Raw genomic sequence first — 14,467 nt, 5'->3', positions numbered from 1 at the left:
ATCAAACAACCAAAGGAATTCAAACATGAAGAACTACCTCACATCCGAGAGTGTCTGCCAAGGACATCCCGACAAGCTGTGCGACTACATCGCCGACTCGATACTCGATGCCTGCCTGAGCAGCGATGCATATTCGCGCGTGGCCTGCGAGGTCATGGCGACCAAGGGCCGGATCATCGTCGCCGGAGAGATCACCAGCCGCACCAAGGTCAACATACGCCAAACCGTACGGACCGCCCTTGCAGAGTGTGGCTACAACCCCAAGGAATTCACCATCAGCGTGTTCCTCCACAACCAGAGTCCGGACATTGCAGGCGGCGTCGATACAGCCCTGGAGATCAGGGATGCCGAGGGTAAGGTGGATGAATTGGGAGCCGGGGACCAGGGCACGGTGTACGGATATGCAACCGACGAGACACCCACCTGCATCCCCTTGCCTCTTGAACTCTCCCACCGCATCTGCAGCATCCTGGACACGTGCAGGAAGAACGGAACCATCATGGGAATCCGCAGCGACGGCAAGGCACAGGTATCGGTGGAGTACGAGAATGACAAGCCCGTCAGGGTGTCCGCCGTCATCGTCTCGGTCCAGCATGAGCGTGACAAGAATCTGGACACCCTCAAGGGCGAGCTCATCGAAAAGGTGCTCGAGCCTGCCTTCATTCACTTCCCCATCGATGCACACACCCGTATCCTCATCAACCCATCCGGCCGTTTCGTTGAGGGCGGGCCCGGTGCCGACACCGGCCTGACAGGTCGCAAGATCATGGTGGACACCTACGGGGGCCTGGCACTCCACGGAGGTGGCGCCTTCAGCGGCAAGGATGCGACCAAGGTGGACCGAAGCGGGGCTTACATGGCGCGCATGATCGCCAAGAACATCGTCTCAGCCGGTCTTGCCAAGCGCTGCGGTGTAGCGATCTCCTACGCCATCGGAAAGGCCGAGCCTGTTGCCGTGAATGTACACACATTCGCAACCGGCAGGGTTGATGATGCCAGGCTTGCCGAGGCAGTGAGTAAGGTTTTCAGCCTCAAGCCGAAGGACATCATCGAGGAGTTGGGGCTGCGCAGTCCCATATACAACCTTACCTCCTGCTACGGCCATTTCGGCAATTCCCTCTTTGCGTGGGAACAGGTGAGCGAGCGGTATATCGAGGCGCTCAAGGGAGAACTTGATCATGACCATTGAACAGAAACACATCGATGAGTTGCTGCCTGCTGACTACAACCCGCGCAAGGACCTTAAGAGCGGCGATGCCGAGTATGAGAAGCTCAAGCGCTCCATCGAGCAGTTCGGCTACGTCGAACCGGTGATCTGGAACAGGACCACCGGCCGGGTCGTAGGGGGCCACCAGAGGTTGAAAATCCTCAGGGATGCCGGGCACACCGAGCTCGAGTGCGTGGTCGTGGATCTCTCCGAGGACAAGGAAAAGGCCCTCAACATTGCACTGAACAAGATCAGCGGCGAGTGGGACAAGGACAAGTTGGCCTTGCTCATAACCGATCTGCAGGGTCTGGACTTCGACGTATCGCTCACCGGCTTCGACCCGGCAGAGATCGACGACCTGTTCAAGGACTCGCTTGCCGACGGTGTGCACGACGACGACTTCGACGTGGAAGCAGAACTGGAAAAGCCAGCGCTCACCAAGAGTGGGGACCTGTGGAAACTGGGAAGGCACCGCTTGGTATGCGGGGACAGCACCAAGGCCGAGACATTCGAGCTGCTCATGGCGGGTGCCAAGGCGAACCTGGTGGTCACCGACCCACCCTACAACGTCAACTATGAGGGCTCGGCCGGCAAGATCAAGAACGACAATATGGCAGGCGATGCTTTTCTGCAGTTCCTGCTCGATGCCTTCACGAACACCGCAAAGCACATGGCCGACGATGCCTCCATCTACGTATTCCATGCCGATACCGAGGGACTGAACTTCCGTAAGGCCTTCTGTGAGGCGGGTTTCTACCTCTCGGGCACCTGCATCTGGAAAAAGCAGTCGCTGGTGCTCGGCCGCTCGCCCTACCAGTGGCAGCACGAGCCGGTGCTCTTCGGATGGAAGAAGAAGGGCAAACACCTGTGGTACACCGGGCGCAAGGAATCGACCATCTGGGAATTCGACAAGCCCAAGAAGAACGGCGAGCATCCCACGATGAAGCCGGTGGCCCTCCTGGCCTACCCGATCATGAACTCCTCGATGAGCAACACGCTGGTGCTCGACCCGTTCGGCGGCAGCGGCAGCACCCTGGTCGCCTGTGAGCAGACCGAACGGAGCTGTGCCACCATCGAGCTGGATGAGAAGTACTGCGACGTCATCGTCAGGCGCTACATCGAACTCACCGGCTCGACGTCAGGGGTGACCGTCCAGCGCGACGGATTGGATTACCCCTATGAGGTAGTCGCCTCCCAGGAGGCCCAGGATGGATGAGATCACCCTCGTCACCACTCTCTCGGTATGCCTGTTCGGCTCGGGGGGCATCGTCCTGTGGCTGCTCAACCGTCTTGCAAAGAAAAGCGACGACAGGCTTGCCTATGCCAAGGACCTCAGGGAAATCAAGACCACCATCAGCAGGATCCAGATGGGCTTGGTCATGGCACTGGAGAACGACAAGGTCATCTTCAAGTCGCTGAGGACCCATGAGATCAACGGGGAGAGTGAGGAGCAGGAGAAGAAGATGGACGATTACTTTCTGTCGCTGCTTGGGAGCAAGGGGGAGCATACATGATCCTCAGTGCCATATTACTTGCCTTCGCCGCCTTTTTAGGCTTGGTGATGGAGCTCTACAAGAAAAGCCTTCGCCGTGACAGGGCAAGCGAGAACGAGATCAAACTGGTCGCCCTCGCCTGCTCGGCGCTCCTGGGGTATGTGACATTCCGCATCGTTGTGGGGACCGGCATCGACGGCGGCCTGAACCCCACGCCATACCTGGTGGTCCTGTACACCATTGTGATCTACCTGCTGCAGCTTCCTGCGTGCATGGCATTCTGGAAACCACTGGTCAAAAAGTTTATGGAGAGAAAAGCCGATGAATGAAATCATGCAGATGCTGATCCTCATCATCCTGGGGTTGCTGGGGATCACACGATTGCAGGCACACAAGACCAAGGACCTGAAAAAGGATATCCAGCAAGCCCAATTTACGGTGAAGAAACGAGAACAGGAATTGGAGAAGATCGATGAAGTACAGCAGAAGATCACCACCATCACCCAAGAAAAACCTCCTGAAAAGATCGAACCTCCTGAAAGCGGTGATTCTGCCGGCCGTCTTGATCGTCTCAACCGGCTGCACGAGCGTGCCAACGGTGGAGGAGAATGATCCGTATCGTCAGGTCCTGGTCTCGATGGCTCCCGAAGCACCGATGATCCCGGCCTTCCCCACCCTGAACTGGACATACCAGAATGGATTGTACTGCATATCGGAGACGGATGCCGACAAGCTTCTGGACTACGGGGAGAACGAACTTCCGCTTTTCGCTCACCGCTACGAGCAATACCTGCGCCAGATCGGCCTTATCCTGGATGCGTTGTCAAAACCTTAGGGTATGGGACTTGCTATTAGCGGAAACCTAGGCAATCAATGCAGCCTGACAAGGAGGGTACACCATGGATGAGATGAACAAGAAACGAATTGAGGTACTCAAACTCCAATACCCAAAGGGATGTACGGTTGAGCTGGTGCACATGGATGACGAGCAAGCCCCACCCAAGGGGACCAAGGGAGTCGTGATCCAGGTGGACGACATCGGGACCTTGCACGTTGCCTGGGAGACCGGCTCGACACTGGGTGTGGTGCCGGGTGTCGACATGGTCAGGAAACCGGGTGAGGAGATCCCCCGGCATAAGATCTTCTAGTGTGCCTTTTCCACTTGAGACGGCAGGTTTCCTGAAGGTCGTCGTAAAGGGAAAGGAAATCCTCAAGGCTCATGACAAGGGTCGACGGATCCTCATCAAGTGCATTGCTGGCGGCGTCGCCCCATGAGAGGATGAAGGTCTTCCATTCCATATCGCTGGCCCTTTTTTCAAGCAACAGCGATGCCAGTTCCGTTGCCTCATCTCTTTCCAGCCTTCGGTCCTTCAATGGGCCGGAGGCATTGTATCGTGCCCCAAGCTCTCTTCTCACTCGTTTGAACGGGTTACACGGATAGCATCTCACACCCTTAAGGAGCCGCCAGCCGTCGTTTCGTGAACGGAAGTACAGATGGTACAGCTTCTCCACGATCATCGGAGGCAGCATCGTAGGCGAGAGCAGAAGGGACGGACAGGCCGGTCCCATCAGGGCGAACAGAGGCTCGAGGTTCATCTCGAAGGCAGGAAGATCACCCAGGGCTGCCTTGCCGACCTCTATCACTCGCACTGATAGCGGGCTCAGCTCCAGGACGAGCATGTCAGCCTCATACAGATGTTCGGTCCTCCCAAAGCCCAGCACGAAGAGCGATGGATTGACCGGGTCGATCGTACCGCAGCCCATGAGAAGCTGGAAGGTTTTCATGCTGATACTGTCCAGTGCCCTGAAAACGGGCACATCATGCATCGTGAATATCGAATTGGTGTTGCTCAAGAGGATCTCCTAGGTTGTTTCTGGTATGGAATCCGGGTTGGGAACCTCATGCATTGTCATACAGGGTCCGTAAAAAGGCAACAAAAATTCGATCCATTCATAATACTAAAATAGTGTATCTTATTTGCTTATATACACTTGCTATATATCCCTCTTTGAGTGATTACTACAGTACGAAGAAAAACACACCAAAGAGAGGTAGACGGCATGGAAAAGACAACACGGTTCGGAATCGAGATAGAGATGTCAGGCATCACCCGCAAGGACGCAGCCCTGGCTGCCCAGACGGTCCTCGGTGGAGAGCTGCTCTACGGTGGTTCCTACTACGACACCTACGAACTGAAGACCTTCGATGGCCGCACATGGAAGTTCACCTATGACGGATCCATTCGATGCGAAACCAAGACTCGAGGGATCAAAGAGAGTGCATCACGCCTGTATAGCGTCGAGTTGGTCAGCCCGATCCTCACCTACGAAGCTGACATCGAGAACCTGCAGGAGGTCATCAGGGCACTGCGCAAGGCCGGGGCCTTCACCAACAGCTCCTGCGGCATCCACATCCACCTTGATGGCCAGCCGCACACACCACGCTCGATCAGAAACTTTGTGAACATCATCTACGCCCGAAACGACCTGTTCTACAAGGCCCTCGGCATAGAGGCTTCACGGGCACGGTACTGCAAGAGGATGGACGAGCACCTTGTGGCGACCATGAACCGAGCCAAGCCGACCACCTTCGCCAAGATCGAGAGCATCTGGTACGAAGGCTACCGGGGAAACCGGGACGCACACTACCACGAAAGCCGCTACCATTTCTTGAACCTGCACTCTTTCTTCCACGGCCACAAAACTGTCGAGCTACGCGGTTTCAACAGCACTCTGCACGCCGGGGAGGTCAGAAGCTACATAGTCCTCGCCCTCGCGCTGAACAGCCAAGCGCTCACACAAAGCTCGGCGAGCACCAAGAAGCCCCAGGCCGAGAACGAGAAGTTCGCGATGCGCACCTACCTCAACCGCATCGGCTTCATCGGCGACGAGTTCAAAGCCTGCCGGGAGCACCTGACCAAGCGCCTCACCGGATCCGCCGCATGGAGACGGCGGGTTGCCGCCTGAAGGGGCGACGGATCTGCAACCTGAGGGCGGGACAACCGCCCTTGGGGTGGTAGAAGACCAAGTGAAGGAGTGTAACAACGATGAAGAAAGTCTATCTGGCCTATGGAAGCAATCTGAACCTCGAACAGATGGGAGAGCGATGCCCCGATGCCGCAGTCATCGGAACAACAGTACTGCATGATTATCAGCTGTTGTTTCGGGGAGGCCGACATACTGGCGTGGCCACCATCGAAATGAAACGAGGAGCAAGGGTTCCGGTGCTGCTTTGGCAGATCACCGAGAAGTGCGAGAAGGCCTTGGACCGCTACGAAGGGCACCCCCACCTGTACCGTAAAAAGCGCTTGATGGTGAACCTTGACGGGGATGAGTTGGTGGCGATGGCCTACGTCATGAACGAAGGACCTCCGCTGGCGATGCCGGATGCATACTATTACTCGACCATCCTTGACGGTTACTACGACTGTGGCTTCGATGAAGGTATCCTCAAGCAGGCGGTTATGGAATCGATGGAGGCCGCCAATGACTGAGCAGATAAGGGATCAGATCCTCAAGGTACGTGACAGCGGTCTGACGAACATGTTCAACACGGGGGCGGTCCAGTGGATTGCCTCCCAGATGGGACTTACGGAACTTGTCGACTACCTTGATGGGGACAACACAAGGGAATACGCTCACTTCATACTCACAGGCGAAGGATGACAGGAGCCTTCACAAGGTGTCATACCCGACTCTGCACCAGTAGTGTGTTTCTTCAAATTATTGCTCTGTAACAGGTTGCTATAGTTTCCGATTTGAGGGATGTATACACCAACAAAACGGACACGGAGGCAAGAGCATGTGGAGAGAAGGAACTTTGGAGATCGGGAAGAGCGTTTTCACCTACTGTATCAAGGTGTACGGGGAGGGTTCGGAATACGGGATCGACGAGGGCAGGATCTCCAAGCTGATGCTCAAGAGGAATGGCAACGTCGTATGCAACTATGACCGCGGCTGGGACATCAGGCCACGTGACACTGATACCAGGCAGGCCCTTGTGAGCCTGAAGAAAACATACAACTGACAACAAGTACCCACCACTTGAAGGGACCCACGCCGGGTCCTTTTTGTTTGCCCTGAGGAATGAAATAAGTTATGCCGAAACCGAAGAAATACACCCCTACATCCTTCATGGCAAAGGAATCGACCTACGACAAGACCCTGGCCGACCGTGCAGTTGGGTTCATCGAATGCCTCTGCCACACCAAGGGGGTTTGGGCGGGAAAGCCCTTCAAGCTGCTTCCCTGGCAGGAGAGAATCATCCGCGACCTGTTCGGTATCGTCAAGACCGATGGATATCGGCAGTTCAACACCGCCTACATCGAGATTCCCAAGAAGAACGGCAAGAGCGAACTTGCAGCTGCGGTGGCGCTGCTGCTTACCTGCGGGGACTTCGAGGAACGCGCCGAGGTCTACGGATGCGCGGCCGACCGCCAGCAGGCCTCGATCGTCTTCGAGGTGGCAGCGGACATGGTGCGCATGTGTCCCTCGCTGAATCGACGCGTCAAGATCCTCGCCGCCACCAAGCGCATCGTGTACCTGCCGACCAACAGCTTCTACCAGGTGCTGAGCGCAGAGGCCTACTCCAAGCACGGATTCAATATCCATGGGGTGGTCTTCGACGAACTGCACACCCAGCCCAACCGCAAGCTCTTCGATGTCATGACCAAGGGCTCGGGCGATGCCAGGGCCCAGCCGCTGTTCTTTCTGATCACCACCGCAGGCACCGACCAGCACTCCATCTGCTACGAGCAGCACCAGAAGGCCAAGGACATCATCGAAGGTCGCAAACACGACAAGACCTTCTACCCGGTGATCTACGGCTCAGAAGAGGACGACGACTGGACCGATACAAAGACATGGAAGAAAGCCAACCCGTCGCTTGGGCATACCATCACCCTCGAGAAGGTGAAGGCGGCCTGTGACAGCGCAAGGCAGAACCCGGGCGAGGAGAACGTGTTTCGTCAGCTCAGGCTCAACCAATGGGTCAAGCAGGCTGTTCGCTGGATGCCGATGGAGAAATGGGACCTGTGCAACTTCCCCGTCGATGCCGAGGAGCTCGAGGGCAGGGTCTGTTACGGGGGACTGGACCTCTCAAGCACCACCGATATCACTGCGTTCGTGCTCGTATTCCCACCCAGGAATGAAAATGACAAGTTCGTGATCCTCCCCTGGTTCTGGATACCCGAGGACAGCCTGGGCCTGCGTGTGAGGCGTGATCATGTGCCCTACGACGTATGGGAACGAACCGGCCACGTACAGACCACCGAAGGCAACGTGGTCCACTACGGCTTCATCGAGGCCTTCATCGGCGAGCTCGGCAAGAGATACAACATCCGAGAGATCGCGTTCGACCGTTGGGGAGCGGTGCAGATGGTGCAGAACCTTGAGGGCATGGGCTACACGGTGGTGCCCTTCGGACAGGGATTCAAAGATATGAGCCCCCCGACCAAGGAGCTGATGAAGCTGGTATTGGGGCGGAGTATCGCACATGCAGGCCATCCGGTGCTCCGCTGGATGATGGACAACATTTTCATCCGCACCGATCCGGCTGGGAACATCAAGCCCGACAAGCAGAAGTCCACCGAGAAGATCGACGGCGCGGTTGCCACGATCATGGCACTGGACCGGGCGATCAGGTGCGGCAACGAAGTGCGCGAATCGGTCTACGAGGACCGAGGCATCCTCTTCATCTAGGAATCAGGAGATACACATATGGGACTCTTATCCAAGCTTGTCACCAGAACGCGTGACAAACCGCAAAACAGGACCAGCGGGTCCTCATACAGTTTTCTCTTCGGAGGATCGACATCCGGCAAGGCGGTGAACGAACGATCGTCGATGCAGATGACCGCAGTCTATGCATGCGTGCGAATCCTCGCCGAGGCGATCGCAGGACTGCCGCTACACCTCTACCGTCACGACGATGACTCGAGCAAACACAAGGCCAAGGATCATCCGCTGTACACCCTGCTGCACAGCGAGCCCAATGCGGAAATGACCAGCTTCGTGTTCCGCGAGACGCTGATGACCCACCTGCTGCTCTGGGGCAATGCGTATGCGCAGATCATCCGAAACGGCAAGGGCCAGGTTGCCGCGCTCTATCCGCTGATGCCCAACCGCATGCAGGTCGACCGCGACAAGCATGGCAAGCTCTACTACCAATACACCACCAGCGCCGAGGACGCTCCCACCATGCAGGGAAACTCGGTGGTTCTGGACGCCTCAGAGGTGCTGCACATACCGGGCCTGGGCTTTGACGGGTTGGTGGGCTACTCGCCGATTGCTATGGCAAAGAATGCCATCGGTATGGCGATCGCCTGCGAGGAGTATGGGGCGAAGTTCTTCGCCAACGGCGCGGCTCCCAGCGGTGTGCTGGAGCACCCGGGAACGGTGAAGGACCCTTCCCGCCTGCGCGATACGTGGCAAGGCCAATTCGGCGGCTCATCCAATTCGCACAAGGTCGCGGTACTCGAAGAGGGAATGAAATACACCCCCATCTCGATCTCGCCCGAGCAGGCGCAGTTTTTGCAGACACGCAAGTTCCAGATCAACGAGATCGCACGCATCTTCCGCGTCCCTCCGCACATGGTGGGGGACCTGGAGAAGTCCTCGTTCAGCAACATCGAGCAGCAGTCCCTGGAGTTCGTCAAGTACACACTCGACCCGTGGGTCATCCGCTGGGAGCAGGCGCTTTCGCGAGCACTGTTGGCCTCCGATGAGAAGCAGACGCATTTCTTTCGCTTCAACGTCGAGGGTCTGCTGCGTGGCGACTACCAGAGCCGCATGGGCGGGTATGCCACCGCGCGCCAGAACGGTTGGATGAGTGCCAACGATATCCGAACGCTGGAGGACATGGACCAGATAGCCGACGAGGACGGGGGGAACCTCTACCTCATCAACGGAAACATGCTCCCCCTCTCTCGGGCAGGGGCATTCGCAGACAAGGTTACCAACACATCCCAGGAGGAGAGTAATGAAGAACAAGAAGTTCTGGCAATGGAAAAACCAGAGCGAAGACGAAGGCAGAGCGAGAATCCTTGAGCTTTCGGGCACGATCGCCGAGGAGAGCTGGTTCGATGATGATGTCACCCCCGAGCAGTTCAAGGATGAGCTGTTCGCCTACAACGGCGAGGTGACCATCTGGATCAACAGCCCCGGTGGGGATTGCATCGCAGCGAGTCGCATCTACGCGATGCTCATGGATTATCCGGGAGCAATCACGGTGAAGATCGACGGGATCGCAGCGAGCGCAGCTTCGGTCATCGCGATGGCGGGCACGAGGGTGCTCATGGCGCCCACTGCCTTGATGATGATCCACAATCCCATGACGCTCGCCTATGGCAACCATCAGGACATGCAAAAGGCCATCGGCATGCTGGATGAGGTGAAGGAAAGCATCGTCAACGCCTACGAGATCAAGACGACCCTCACCCGGGCGAAGATCAGCCACCTGATGGACAACGAGACGTGGATGAACGCGAAGAAGGCCATCGAGCTGGGCTTCGCCGATGCGATCCTCGAGGACGCGAAGAAAGCGTCCAATGAGGCCTCGTATGCGTTCTCGATGCGCACCTCGCAGCTCTCACTGATGAACAAGATCACCGAAACATATGCAATCGCAGAAGACCAGGAGCCACCTGAGGAAGGCACAGCCGGGCTTAACGAGCTCGAGAAACGACTGAATCTCATCAAACCCCAATAGGAGAAGACACAATGGGAAAGATCAACGACATGCGTGCACAGCGCGCGAAGACCTGGGAACAGGCAAAGGCATTCCTCGACTCCAGGCGCAACGACAAGGGCATCCTGAGCGCCGAGGATAGGACCACCTACGAACGTATGGAAGAGGAGATCGTGGATTTGGGCCACGAGATCGAACGACAGGAGCGCATCGAGGCGTTCGAGCGTGAGCTGAACGCGCACGTGGGCTCTCCGATCACTAGCCGCCCCGATGGAGCGCAGAAGGCTGAGAAGAAAGCAGGACGAGCTTCGGACGAGTATCGAAAGGCATTCTGGAACCACCTCAGACGCCGCGAGAACGCACCAGAACTGCGTAACGCATTGCAGGTTGGCACCGACACCGAAGGCGGCTACCTGGTGCCCGACGAATTCGAACACACCCTCGTGACAGCGTTGGAGGAGGAGAACCTGTTCCGCTCAATTGCCAGGATCATCCAGACTGCCAGCGGCGATCGCAAGATTCCCATTTCCGCATCCAAGGGCGAGGCGGCATGGATCGATGAGGAGGGAACGTATCCTGAGAGCGATGACAGCTTCGGGCAGGTGACCATCAGCGCCTACAAGCTGGGTACGATCATCAAGGTGAGCGAGGAGCTCATCAACGACAGCGTGTTCGACATCGAGTCTTACATCGCCACCGAGTTCGCCCGCCGCATCGGGGCCAAGGAAGAGGCAGCGTTCTTCACCGGGGACGGATCGGGCAAGCCGCTGGGTATCCTCGCGGCCACAGGGGGTGCACAGATCGGCGTCAACGCGGCTTCCGCAACCGCCCTGAATGCCGACGAAGTCATCGACCTGTATTATGCGCTTCGTAGTCCGTACCGCAAGAACGCGGTGTGGGTGACCAATGATGCCACCGTCAAGGCACTTCGCAAGCTCAAGGACGGCAACGGACAGTACATCTGGCAGCCTTCGCTGACTGCAGGCACTCCCGACACTATCCTCAGCTGTCCGGTGAAGACTTCGGCCTACATGCCCGAAATCGCAAGCGGGGCCAAGACGCTGGCCTTCGGGGACTTCTCGTACTACTGGATCGCCGACCGCCAGGGACGTACCTTCAAGCGCCTGGGCGAACTGTTCGCACCGACCGGACAGGTTGGCTTCCTCGGATCCCAGCGTGTGGATGGGCGACTGATACTCGGCGAGGCCGTCAAGGTCCTGCAGCAGAAAGCCTAAGGGAGGTAATTGATGTCATATAACACCAAGAACTACCGCGAGCAAGGCGGTGAGAAAACTGTCATCGGCGGCGAGGTCATCCTCGCAGCGAATGCGAAGGTAACCATCGATCCTGCGGCGATCATCGATGGGCTGCCCGGTGGAAACTTCACTCCTGCTGCCAGCCAAGTCGATAGCACAGCGACCACCATCGAAGAGCTCGTGATGGATTTCAATGCACTGCTGGCAAAGCTAAGGAGTGCGGGCCTGATGGCCAGCTGACAGTAAACGGATTCCAAGGATTTTTGGGGGCATCCCGGTGAGAGCCGGGGTGTCCATCACCTTGATGAAGGAGGAAGTACATGATCGCAAGCATCGCCATGTTCAACACCTACAGCGGCAACTACGAGGACGTAAGCGAGGCCGTGCAGCTCAAGGGCGCCTTCTTGTCCACTGCTGAGGATATCGTGACCTCGTATTTGGGCTTCGATCCTAAGCAGCAGGAGTATACCGATGTGGTCGCCTCGGGCTCGGGCTCTCGTCGCCTGTACCTACCCTGTCGCAATATCCAGTCGGTCGAGTCTCTTATCATGGGGACTACGCCTATCGATACCACGCAGGTGAAAACCTACGACGACTACATCAGCTTCATCGACCATGCCACGAAGTTTCCCATCGGGGAAGACAATATCCGCCTCAGCTACACCGCTGGATGGGAAATCGAGCAGATGCCTTCGGTGATCGTCGTCTCGATCCTACGCATCGCCACGCTCATGCTCAGCGAGACCGGGGGGAACATCGGCCTGACAGGCAAGAGCTTTGCCGACAACAGCCGCACGTTCGTCAATTACAGCAACTACCGCAAATACCTCCAACCGCTGGACAGCTTGCGCATCCTGGGGTTCTGACATGTTTGAGAGACGGAAACGATACAGCACTGAAAGCATATCAGTTCAAACCGAACTGGATGAGGCACTTTCCTTCCTCGAGGGTCTGGGGGCGAAGCGGCACAAGGCGATGCGTCGCATTCTGGGCGGCATCGGTACGGCCGCAAGAGCCCAGGTACGTAAGGCCTACAAGTCCCAAGGGCTCTCTAAAGGTAGTGGGGCGCTGTACAAGAGCATCAGCCGCCGCGTGATCCGTAGCGGTAAAGCTGTCATTGTCGAGGCCAAAGCTTCCTCACAAGAGACCAAAGTATTCTACGGCTACGCACTGGCCAAGGGAGCTCGGATCACTGCCAAGGATGGGGGATACCTCACATTCCAGAAGGACGGAAAATGGGTGCGCGTGCACTCGGTGAAGCTTCCCGAGCGCGACTTTGTGGCCGCTCCGGTGAAGAAGTACCTGAGCACAACGGCCTTCAAGACGAAGCTCGATCAGCTGGTGCAGCGGGAAGTGGCGCGCATTGAAAAGGAGAGTAAACGATGATAACCGAGATGCAGGTGCTCGAAAGGCTCAAGGCGGTGATTGCCACCGATTTGGTCGGATTGCAGGAGAGCGAAGAGGGAATTTCCATCGAGCACTTCGACGATAAGAACATAGAGATCGACTTTCCTGATGTGGACAGCATGCGGCGACCCACGATGCTTTACATCCAGCCCGATTATGAGAACCTCGAGCCGCTGGGCATGAACAGCGACCTGGCCACCATGCGCGCAACCATCTTTCTCCTGTGCAAGAGTGCACCCAACGCGATTCTGGTCAAGCGTGTATTCGCACTGTATGGAGCCCTGTACCTACTCGTACGAGGTGATCCCACGCTGGGAGGATTCATCGAGGACGCGCGCATCACCGACATGGACTACTACCCTGCCGTAACCGCAAGCACGACGGTCACCGCCATCGAGGCAAGCATCGATTTGCAGTGGTCCAAGGAATTCTAGATACCACAAGAGAGGAAACGCATATGGCATTTTACACAGGAACGGGATCGCGGCTGCAGGCAGGCAAGGAAAGCTCCTTCGCCCAAGCTGCCAGTCCCACAACACTGGTCGATCTGACCAGTGAAAGCATCAAGGTGGCTGTCGAGAAAGGTGACGAGGGTTCGCTGCTGGGAAGCAAGACTGCTACGAACCGCGATCTTCTGGCGGTGACGGTGGAGGGCTCGGTGAGCTTCATCCTCCGGCCCGAATCGGCCGGTCTCATCCTGCACGCCGCCCTGGGGGGAGAAGACACCTGCGCCCAGGTGGGAGACTCGGAATCGTACACCCACACCATCGGCCTTTGCGATGTGAACGAGGCACTTCCCAGCCTCACCTTCACCATCGACCGCAAGGCGGCAATCAAGCGCTACGCGGGGTGCACCATCAGCGCCCTCAGCCTGGATTGCGCAGCCGGCGATTATGTGAAGGGCAGCATAGACATCAAGGGGACCACTGAAGAGAACGGAACCATTGAAGAGGCACTGAAGAGCTTCTCCATCCCCTCGTACCGGTGCACCAATGCGACCTTCACGGTCAACGGAAGCACGTACGACATCACCAGCGCATCACTGAAGATCGACAACGCGCTCGAAAGCTCCCCGCGTACCTATGCCTCGGGCCTGTATGCAGGCAGGCCCCAGCATGGAAAGAGAGCTGTGACCATCAACTTCGAGATCCCCTACAGCGCCGAGGTGGAAACGCTCAAGAGTTCGTACCTGACCAGCGAGGAGAACGCTTCTGTTCAGCTGACCTTCTCATCCCCTGGTGCAGGGCACAGCATTACCATCACCCTCTCGCATGTGGCGATCAGCGAGGTGGATGCGAATGTCGGGGGAACGGGCATACTCAGCTCCACCGTTGCAGGCGAGGCACTCAGTGTGGGCACCGAAGAGCCCATCACCATCGTGATCACCGACAAGATTTCGACACCCTACGGAGGATAA

General features: G+C 57.2%; 21 protein-coding genes. 20 read left to right on the top strand and 1 reads right to left on the bottom strand.

The genetic code is table 11. From position 1 onward, the window contains the following. Positions 1-25 precede the first annotated feature (25 nt). From metK to SPIGRAPES_RS14125, 7 genes are all read left to right on the top strand, one after another. The gene (gene metK / locus SPIGRAPES_RS14150; RefSeq protein ID WP_014271434.1) at positions 26-1,189 is read left to right on the top strand and encodes a methionine adenosyltransferase; all 1,164 of its coding nucleotides are present in this window, start codon (positions 26-28) and stop codon (positions 1,187-1,189) included. Then, positions 1,179-2,423, top strand: a complete 1,245-nt coding sequence (locus SPIGRAPES_RS14145) for a site-specific DNA-methyltransferase (protein ID WP_014271433.1) — start codon at positions 1,179-1,181, stop codon at positions 2,421-2,423. Before metK ends, SPIGRAPES_RS14145 begins: the two co-directional genes overlap by 11 nt. Then, the gene (locus SPIGRAPES_RS14140) at positions 2,416-2,721 is read left to right on the top strand and encodes a hypothetical protein (protein WP_014271432.1); all 306 of its coding nucleotides are present in this window, start codon (positions 2,416-2,418) and stop codon (positions 2,719-2,721) included. Before SPIGRAPES_RS14145 ends, SPIGRAPES_RS14140 begins: the two co-directional genes overlap by 8 nt. Beyond that, positions 2,718-3,029 (top strand): hypothetical protein, encoded by a 312-nt coding sequence (locus SPIGRAPES_RS16695; protein ID WP_014271431.1) that lies wholly within the window; start codon positions 2,718-2,720, stop codon positions 3,027-3,029. The genes SPIGRAPES_RS14140 and SPIGRAPES_RS16695 overlap by 4 nt, the downstream gene beginning before the upstream one ends. Further along, on the top strand, positions 3,022-3,312 hold the full coding sequence (locus SPIGRAPES_RS16690; RefSeq protein WP_014271430.1) for a hypothetical protein: 291 nt from the start codon (positions 3,022-3,024) through the stop codon (positions 3,310-3,312). Before SPIGRAPES_RS16695 ends, SPIGRAPES_RS16690 begins: the two co-directional genes overlap by 8 nt. Next, positions 3,299-3,535 carry a hypothetical protein gene (locus SPIGRAPES_RS16685; RefSeq protein ID WP_014271429.1) on the top strand — a complete coding sequence of 79 codons (237 nt, stop codon included), beginning with the start codon at positions 3,299-3,301 and terminating at the stop codon, positions 3,533-3,535. The genes SPIGRAPES_RS16690 and SPIGRAPES_RS16685 overlap by 14 nt, the downstream gene beginning before the upstream one ends. A gap of 64 nt (positions 3,536-3,599) precedes the next feature. Beyond that, positions 3,600-3,848, top strand: coding sequence for a DUF4314 domain-containing protein (locus SPIGRAPES_RS14125; protein ID WP_014271428.1), 249 nt, complete (start codon positions 3,600-3,602; stop codon positions 3,846-3,848). Here SPIGRAPES_RS14125 and SPIGRAPES_RS14120 read toward each other — a convergent pair. Continuing rightward, positions 3,805-4,554 (bottom strand): hypothetical protein, encoded by a 750-nt coding sequence (locus tag SPIGRAPES_RS14120; protein ID WP_014271427.1) that lies wholly within the window; start codon positions 4,552-4,554, stop codon positions 3,805-3,807. The genes SPIGRAPES_RS14125 and SPIGRAPES_RS14120 overlap by 44 nt on opposite strands. A gap of 207 nt (positions 4,555-4,761) precedes the next feature. Here SPIGRAPES_RS14120 and SPIGRAPES_RS14115 point away from each other — a divergent pair, with 207 nt between their 5' ends. From SPIGRAPES_RS14115 to SPIGRAPES_RS14055, 13 genes are all read left to right on the top strand, one after another. Further along, positions 4,762-5,667 (top strand): amidoligase family protein, encoded by a 906-nt coding sequence (locus SPIGRAPES_RS14115; RefSeq protein WP_014271426.1) that lies wholly within the window; start codon positions 4,762-4,764, stop codon positions 5,665-5,667. A gap of 80 nt (positions 5,668-5,747) precedes the next feature. Beyond that, complete coding sequence (locus tag SPIGRAPES_RS14110; protein WP_014271425.1) at positions 5,748-6,194, top strand: gamma-glutamylcyclotransferase family protein; 447 nt, start codon at positions 5,748-5,750, stop codon at positions 6,192-6,194. Beyond that, entirely contained in the window at positions 6,187-6,366 is a 180-nt protein-coding gene (locus tag SPIGRAPES_RS14105; protein ID WP_014271424.1) for a DUF5049 domain-containing protein, read from the top strand. Before SPIGRAPES_RS14110 ends, SPIGRAPES_RS14105 begins: the two co-directional genes overlap by 8 nt. Positions 6,367-6,502: 136 nt before the next feature. Next, entirely contained in the window at positions 6,503-6,727 is a 225-nt protein-coding gene (locus SPIGRAPES_RS14100) for a DUF7678 domain-containing protein (protein WP_014271423.1), read from the top strand. 71 nt (positions 6,728-6,798) lie between these two features. Further along, entirely contained in the window at positions 6,799-8,400 is a 1,602-nt protein-coding gene (locus tag SPIGRAPES_RS14095; protein WP_014271422.1) for a terminase large subunit, read from the top strand. A gap of 18 nt (positions 8,401-8,418) precedes the next feature. Then, the gene (locus SPIGRAPES_RS14090) at positions 8,419-9,747 is read left to right on the top strand and encodes a phage portal protein (RefSeq protein ID WP_014271421.1); all 1,329 of its coding nucleotides are present in this window, start codon (positions 8,419-8,421) and stop codon (positions 9,745-9,747) included. Beyond that, a complete protein-coding gene (locus SPIGRAPES_RS14085) occupies positions 9,680-10,408 on the top strand; it encodes a head maturation protease, ClpP-related (RefSeq protein ID WP_014271420.1) in 729 nt (242 codons plus the stop codon). Before SPIGRAPES_RS14090 ends, SPIGRAPES_RS14085 begins: the two co-directional genes overlap by 68 nt. A gap of 11 nt (positions 10,409-10,419) precedes the next feature. Further along, on the top strand, positions 10,420-11,622 hold the full coding sequence (locus tag SPIGRAPES_RS14080; protein ID WP_014271419.1) for a phage major capsid protein: 1,203 nt from the start codon (positions 10,420-10,422) through the stop codon (positions 11,620-11,622). Between the two features lie 12 nt (positions 11,623-11,634). After that, positions 11,635-11,883, top strand: coding sequence for a head fiber protein (locus SPIGRAPES_RS14075; RefSeq protein ID WP_014271418.1), 249 nt, complete (start codon positions 11,635-11,637; stop codon positions 11,881-11,883). Positions 11,884-11,963: 80 nt separating this feature from the next. Beyond that, positions 11,964-12,509, top strand: a complete 546-nt coding sequence (locus tag SPIGRAPES_RS16680) for a hypothetical protein (RefSeq protein ID WP_014271417.1) — start codon at positions 11,964-11,966, stop codon at positions 12,507-12,509. Position 12,510: 1 nt separating this feature from the next. After that, positions 12,511-13,029 (top strand): hypothetical protein, encoded by a 519-nt coding sequence (locus tag SPIGRAPES_RS14065; protein ID WP_014271416.1) that lies wholly within the window; start codon positions 12,511-12,513, stop codon positions 13,027-13,029. Then, a complete protein-coding gene (locus SPIGRAPES_RS14060; RefSeq protein WP_014271415.1) occupies positions 13,026-13,484 on the top strand; it encodes a hypothetical protein in 459 nt (152 codons plus the stop codon). The genes SPIGRAPES_RS14065 and SPIGRAPES_RS14060 overlap by 4 nt, the downstream gene beginning before the upstream one ends. A 23-nt stretch (positions 13,485-13,507) precedes the next feature. Beyond that, complete coding sequence (locus tag SPIGRAPES_RS14055) at positions 13,508-14,467, top strand: phage tail tube protein (RefSeq protein ID WP_014271414.1); 960 nt, start codon at positions 13,508-13,510, stop codon at positions 14,465-14,467.

This window comes from Sphaerochaeta pleomorpha str. Grapes (genome assembly GCF_000236685.1).
Taxonomy (GTDB): Bacteria; Spirochaetota; Spirochaetia; order Sphaerochaetales; family Sphaerochaetaceae; genus Sphaerochaeta; species Sphaerochaeta pleomorpha.
The sequence above is the reverse complement of the archived record's forward strand: the minus strand, read 5'-3'. Positions and strand labels throughout refer to the sequence as shown.

Bases quoted from the DNA above. Each gene is read 5' to 3' on its own strand.
- SPIGRAPES_RS14110 (WP_014271425.1), top strand. From the start codon at position 5,748: ATGAAGAAAGTCTATCTGGCCTATGGAAGCAATCTGAACCTCGAACAG.
- SPIGRAPES_RS14075 (WP_014271418.1), top strand. From the start codon at position 11,635: ATGTCATATAACACCAAGAACTACCGCGAGCAAGGCGGTGAGAAAACT.
- SPIGRAPES_RS14145 (WP_014271433.1), top strand. From the start codon at position 1,179: ATGACCATTGAACAGAAACACATCGATGAGTTGCTGCCTGCTGACTAC.
- SPIGRAPES_RS14080 (WP_014271419.1), top strand. From the start codon at position 10,420: ATGGGAAAGATCAACGACATGCGTGCACAGCGCGCGAAGACCTGGGAA.
- SPIGRAPES_RS14090 (WP_014271421.1), top strand. From the start codon at position 8,419: ATGGGACTCTTATCCAAGCTTGTCACCAGAACGCGTGACAAACCGCAA.
- metK (WP_014271434.1), top strand. From the start codon at position 26: ATGAAGAACTACCTCACATCCGAGAGTGTCTGCCAAGGACATCCCGAC.
- SPIGRAPES_RS14055 (WP_014271414.1), top strand. From the start codon at position 13,508: ATGGCATTTTACACAGGAACGGGATCGCGGCTGCAGGCAGGCAAGGAA.
- SPIGRAPES_RS14085 (WP_014271420.1), top strand. From the start codon at position 9,680: ATGAAGAACAAGAAGTTCTGGCAATGGAAAAACCAGAGCGAAGACGAA.
- SPIGRAPES_RS14140 (WP_014271432.1), top strand. From the start codon at position 2,416: ATGGATGAGATCACCCTCGTCACCACTCTCTCGGTATGCCTGTTCGGC.
- SPIGRAPES_RS14125 (WP_014271428.1), top strand. From the start codon at position 3,600: ATGGATGAGATGAACAAGAAACGAATTGAGGTACTCAAACTCCAATAC.
- SPIGRAPES_RS16680 (WP_014271417.1), top strand. From the start codon at position 11,964: ATGATCGCAAGCATCGCCATGTTCAACACCTACAGCGGCAACTACGAG.
- SPIGRAPES_RS14095 (WP_014271422.1), top strand. From the start codon at position 6,799: ATGCCGAAACCGAAGAAATACACCCCTACATCCTTCATGGCAAAGGAA.
- SPIGRAPES_RS14065 (WP_014271416.1), top strand. From the start codon at position 12,511: ATGTTTGAGAGACGGAAACGATACAGCACTGAAAGCATATCAGTTCAA.
- SPIGRAPES_RS14060 (WP_014271415.1), top strand. From the start codon at position 13,026: ATGATAACCGAGATGCAGGTGCTCGAAAGGCTCAAGGCGGTGATTGCC.
- SPIGRAPES_RS14100 (WP_014271423.1), top strand. From the start codon at position 6,503: ATGTGGAGAGAAGGAACTTTGGAGATCGGGAAGAGCGTTTTCACCTAC.
- SPIGRAPES_RS16690 (WP_014271430.1), top strand. From the start codon at position 3,022: ATGAATGAAATCATGCAGATGCTGATCCTCATCATCCTGGGGTTGCTG.
- SPIGRAPES_RS16695 (WP_014271431.1), top strand. From the start codon at position 2,718: ATGATCCTCAGTGCCATATTACTTGCCTTCGCCGCCTTTTTAGGCTTG.
- SPIGRAPES_RS14115 (WP_014271426.1), top strand. From the start codon at position 4,762: ATGGAAAAGACAACACGGTTCGGAATCGAGATAGAGATGTCAGGCATC.
- SPIGRAPES_RS14105 (WP_014271424.1), top strand. From the start codon at position 6,187: ATGACTGAGCAGATAAGGGATCAGATCCTCAAGGTACGTGACAGCGGT.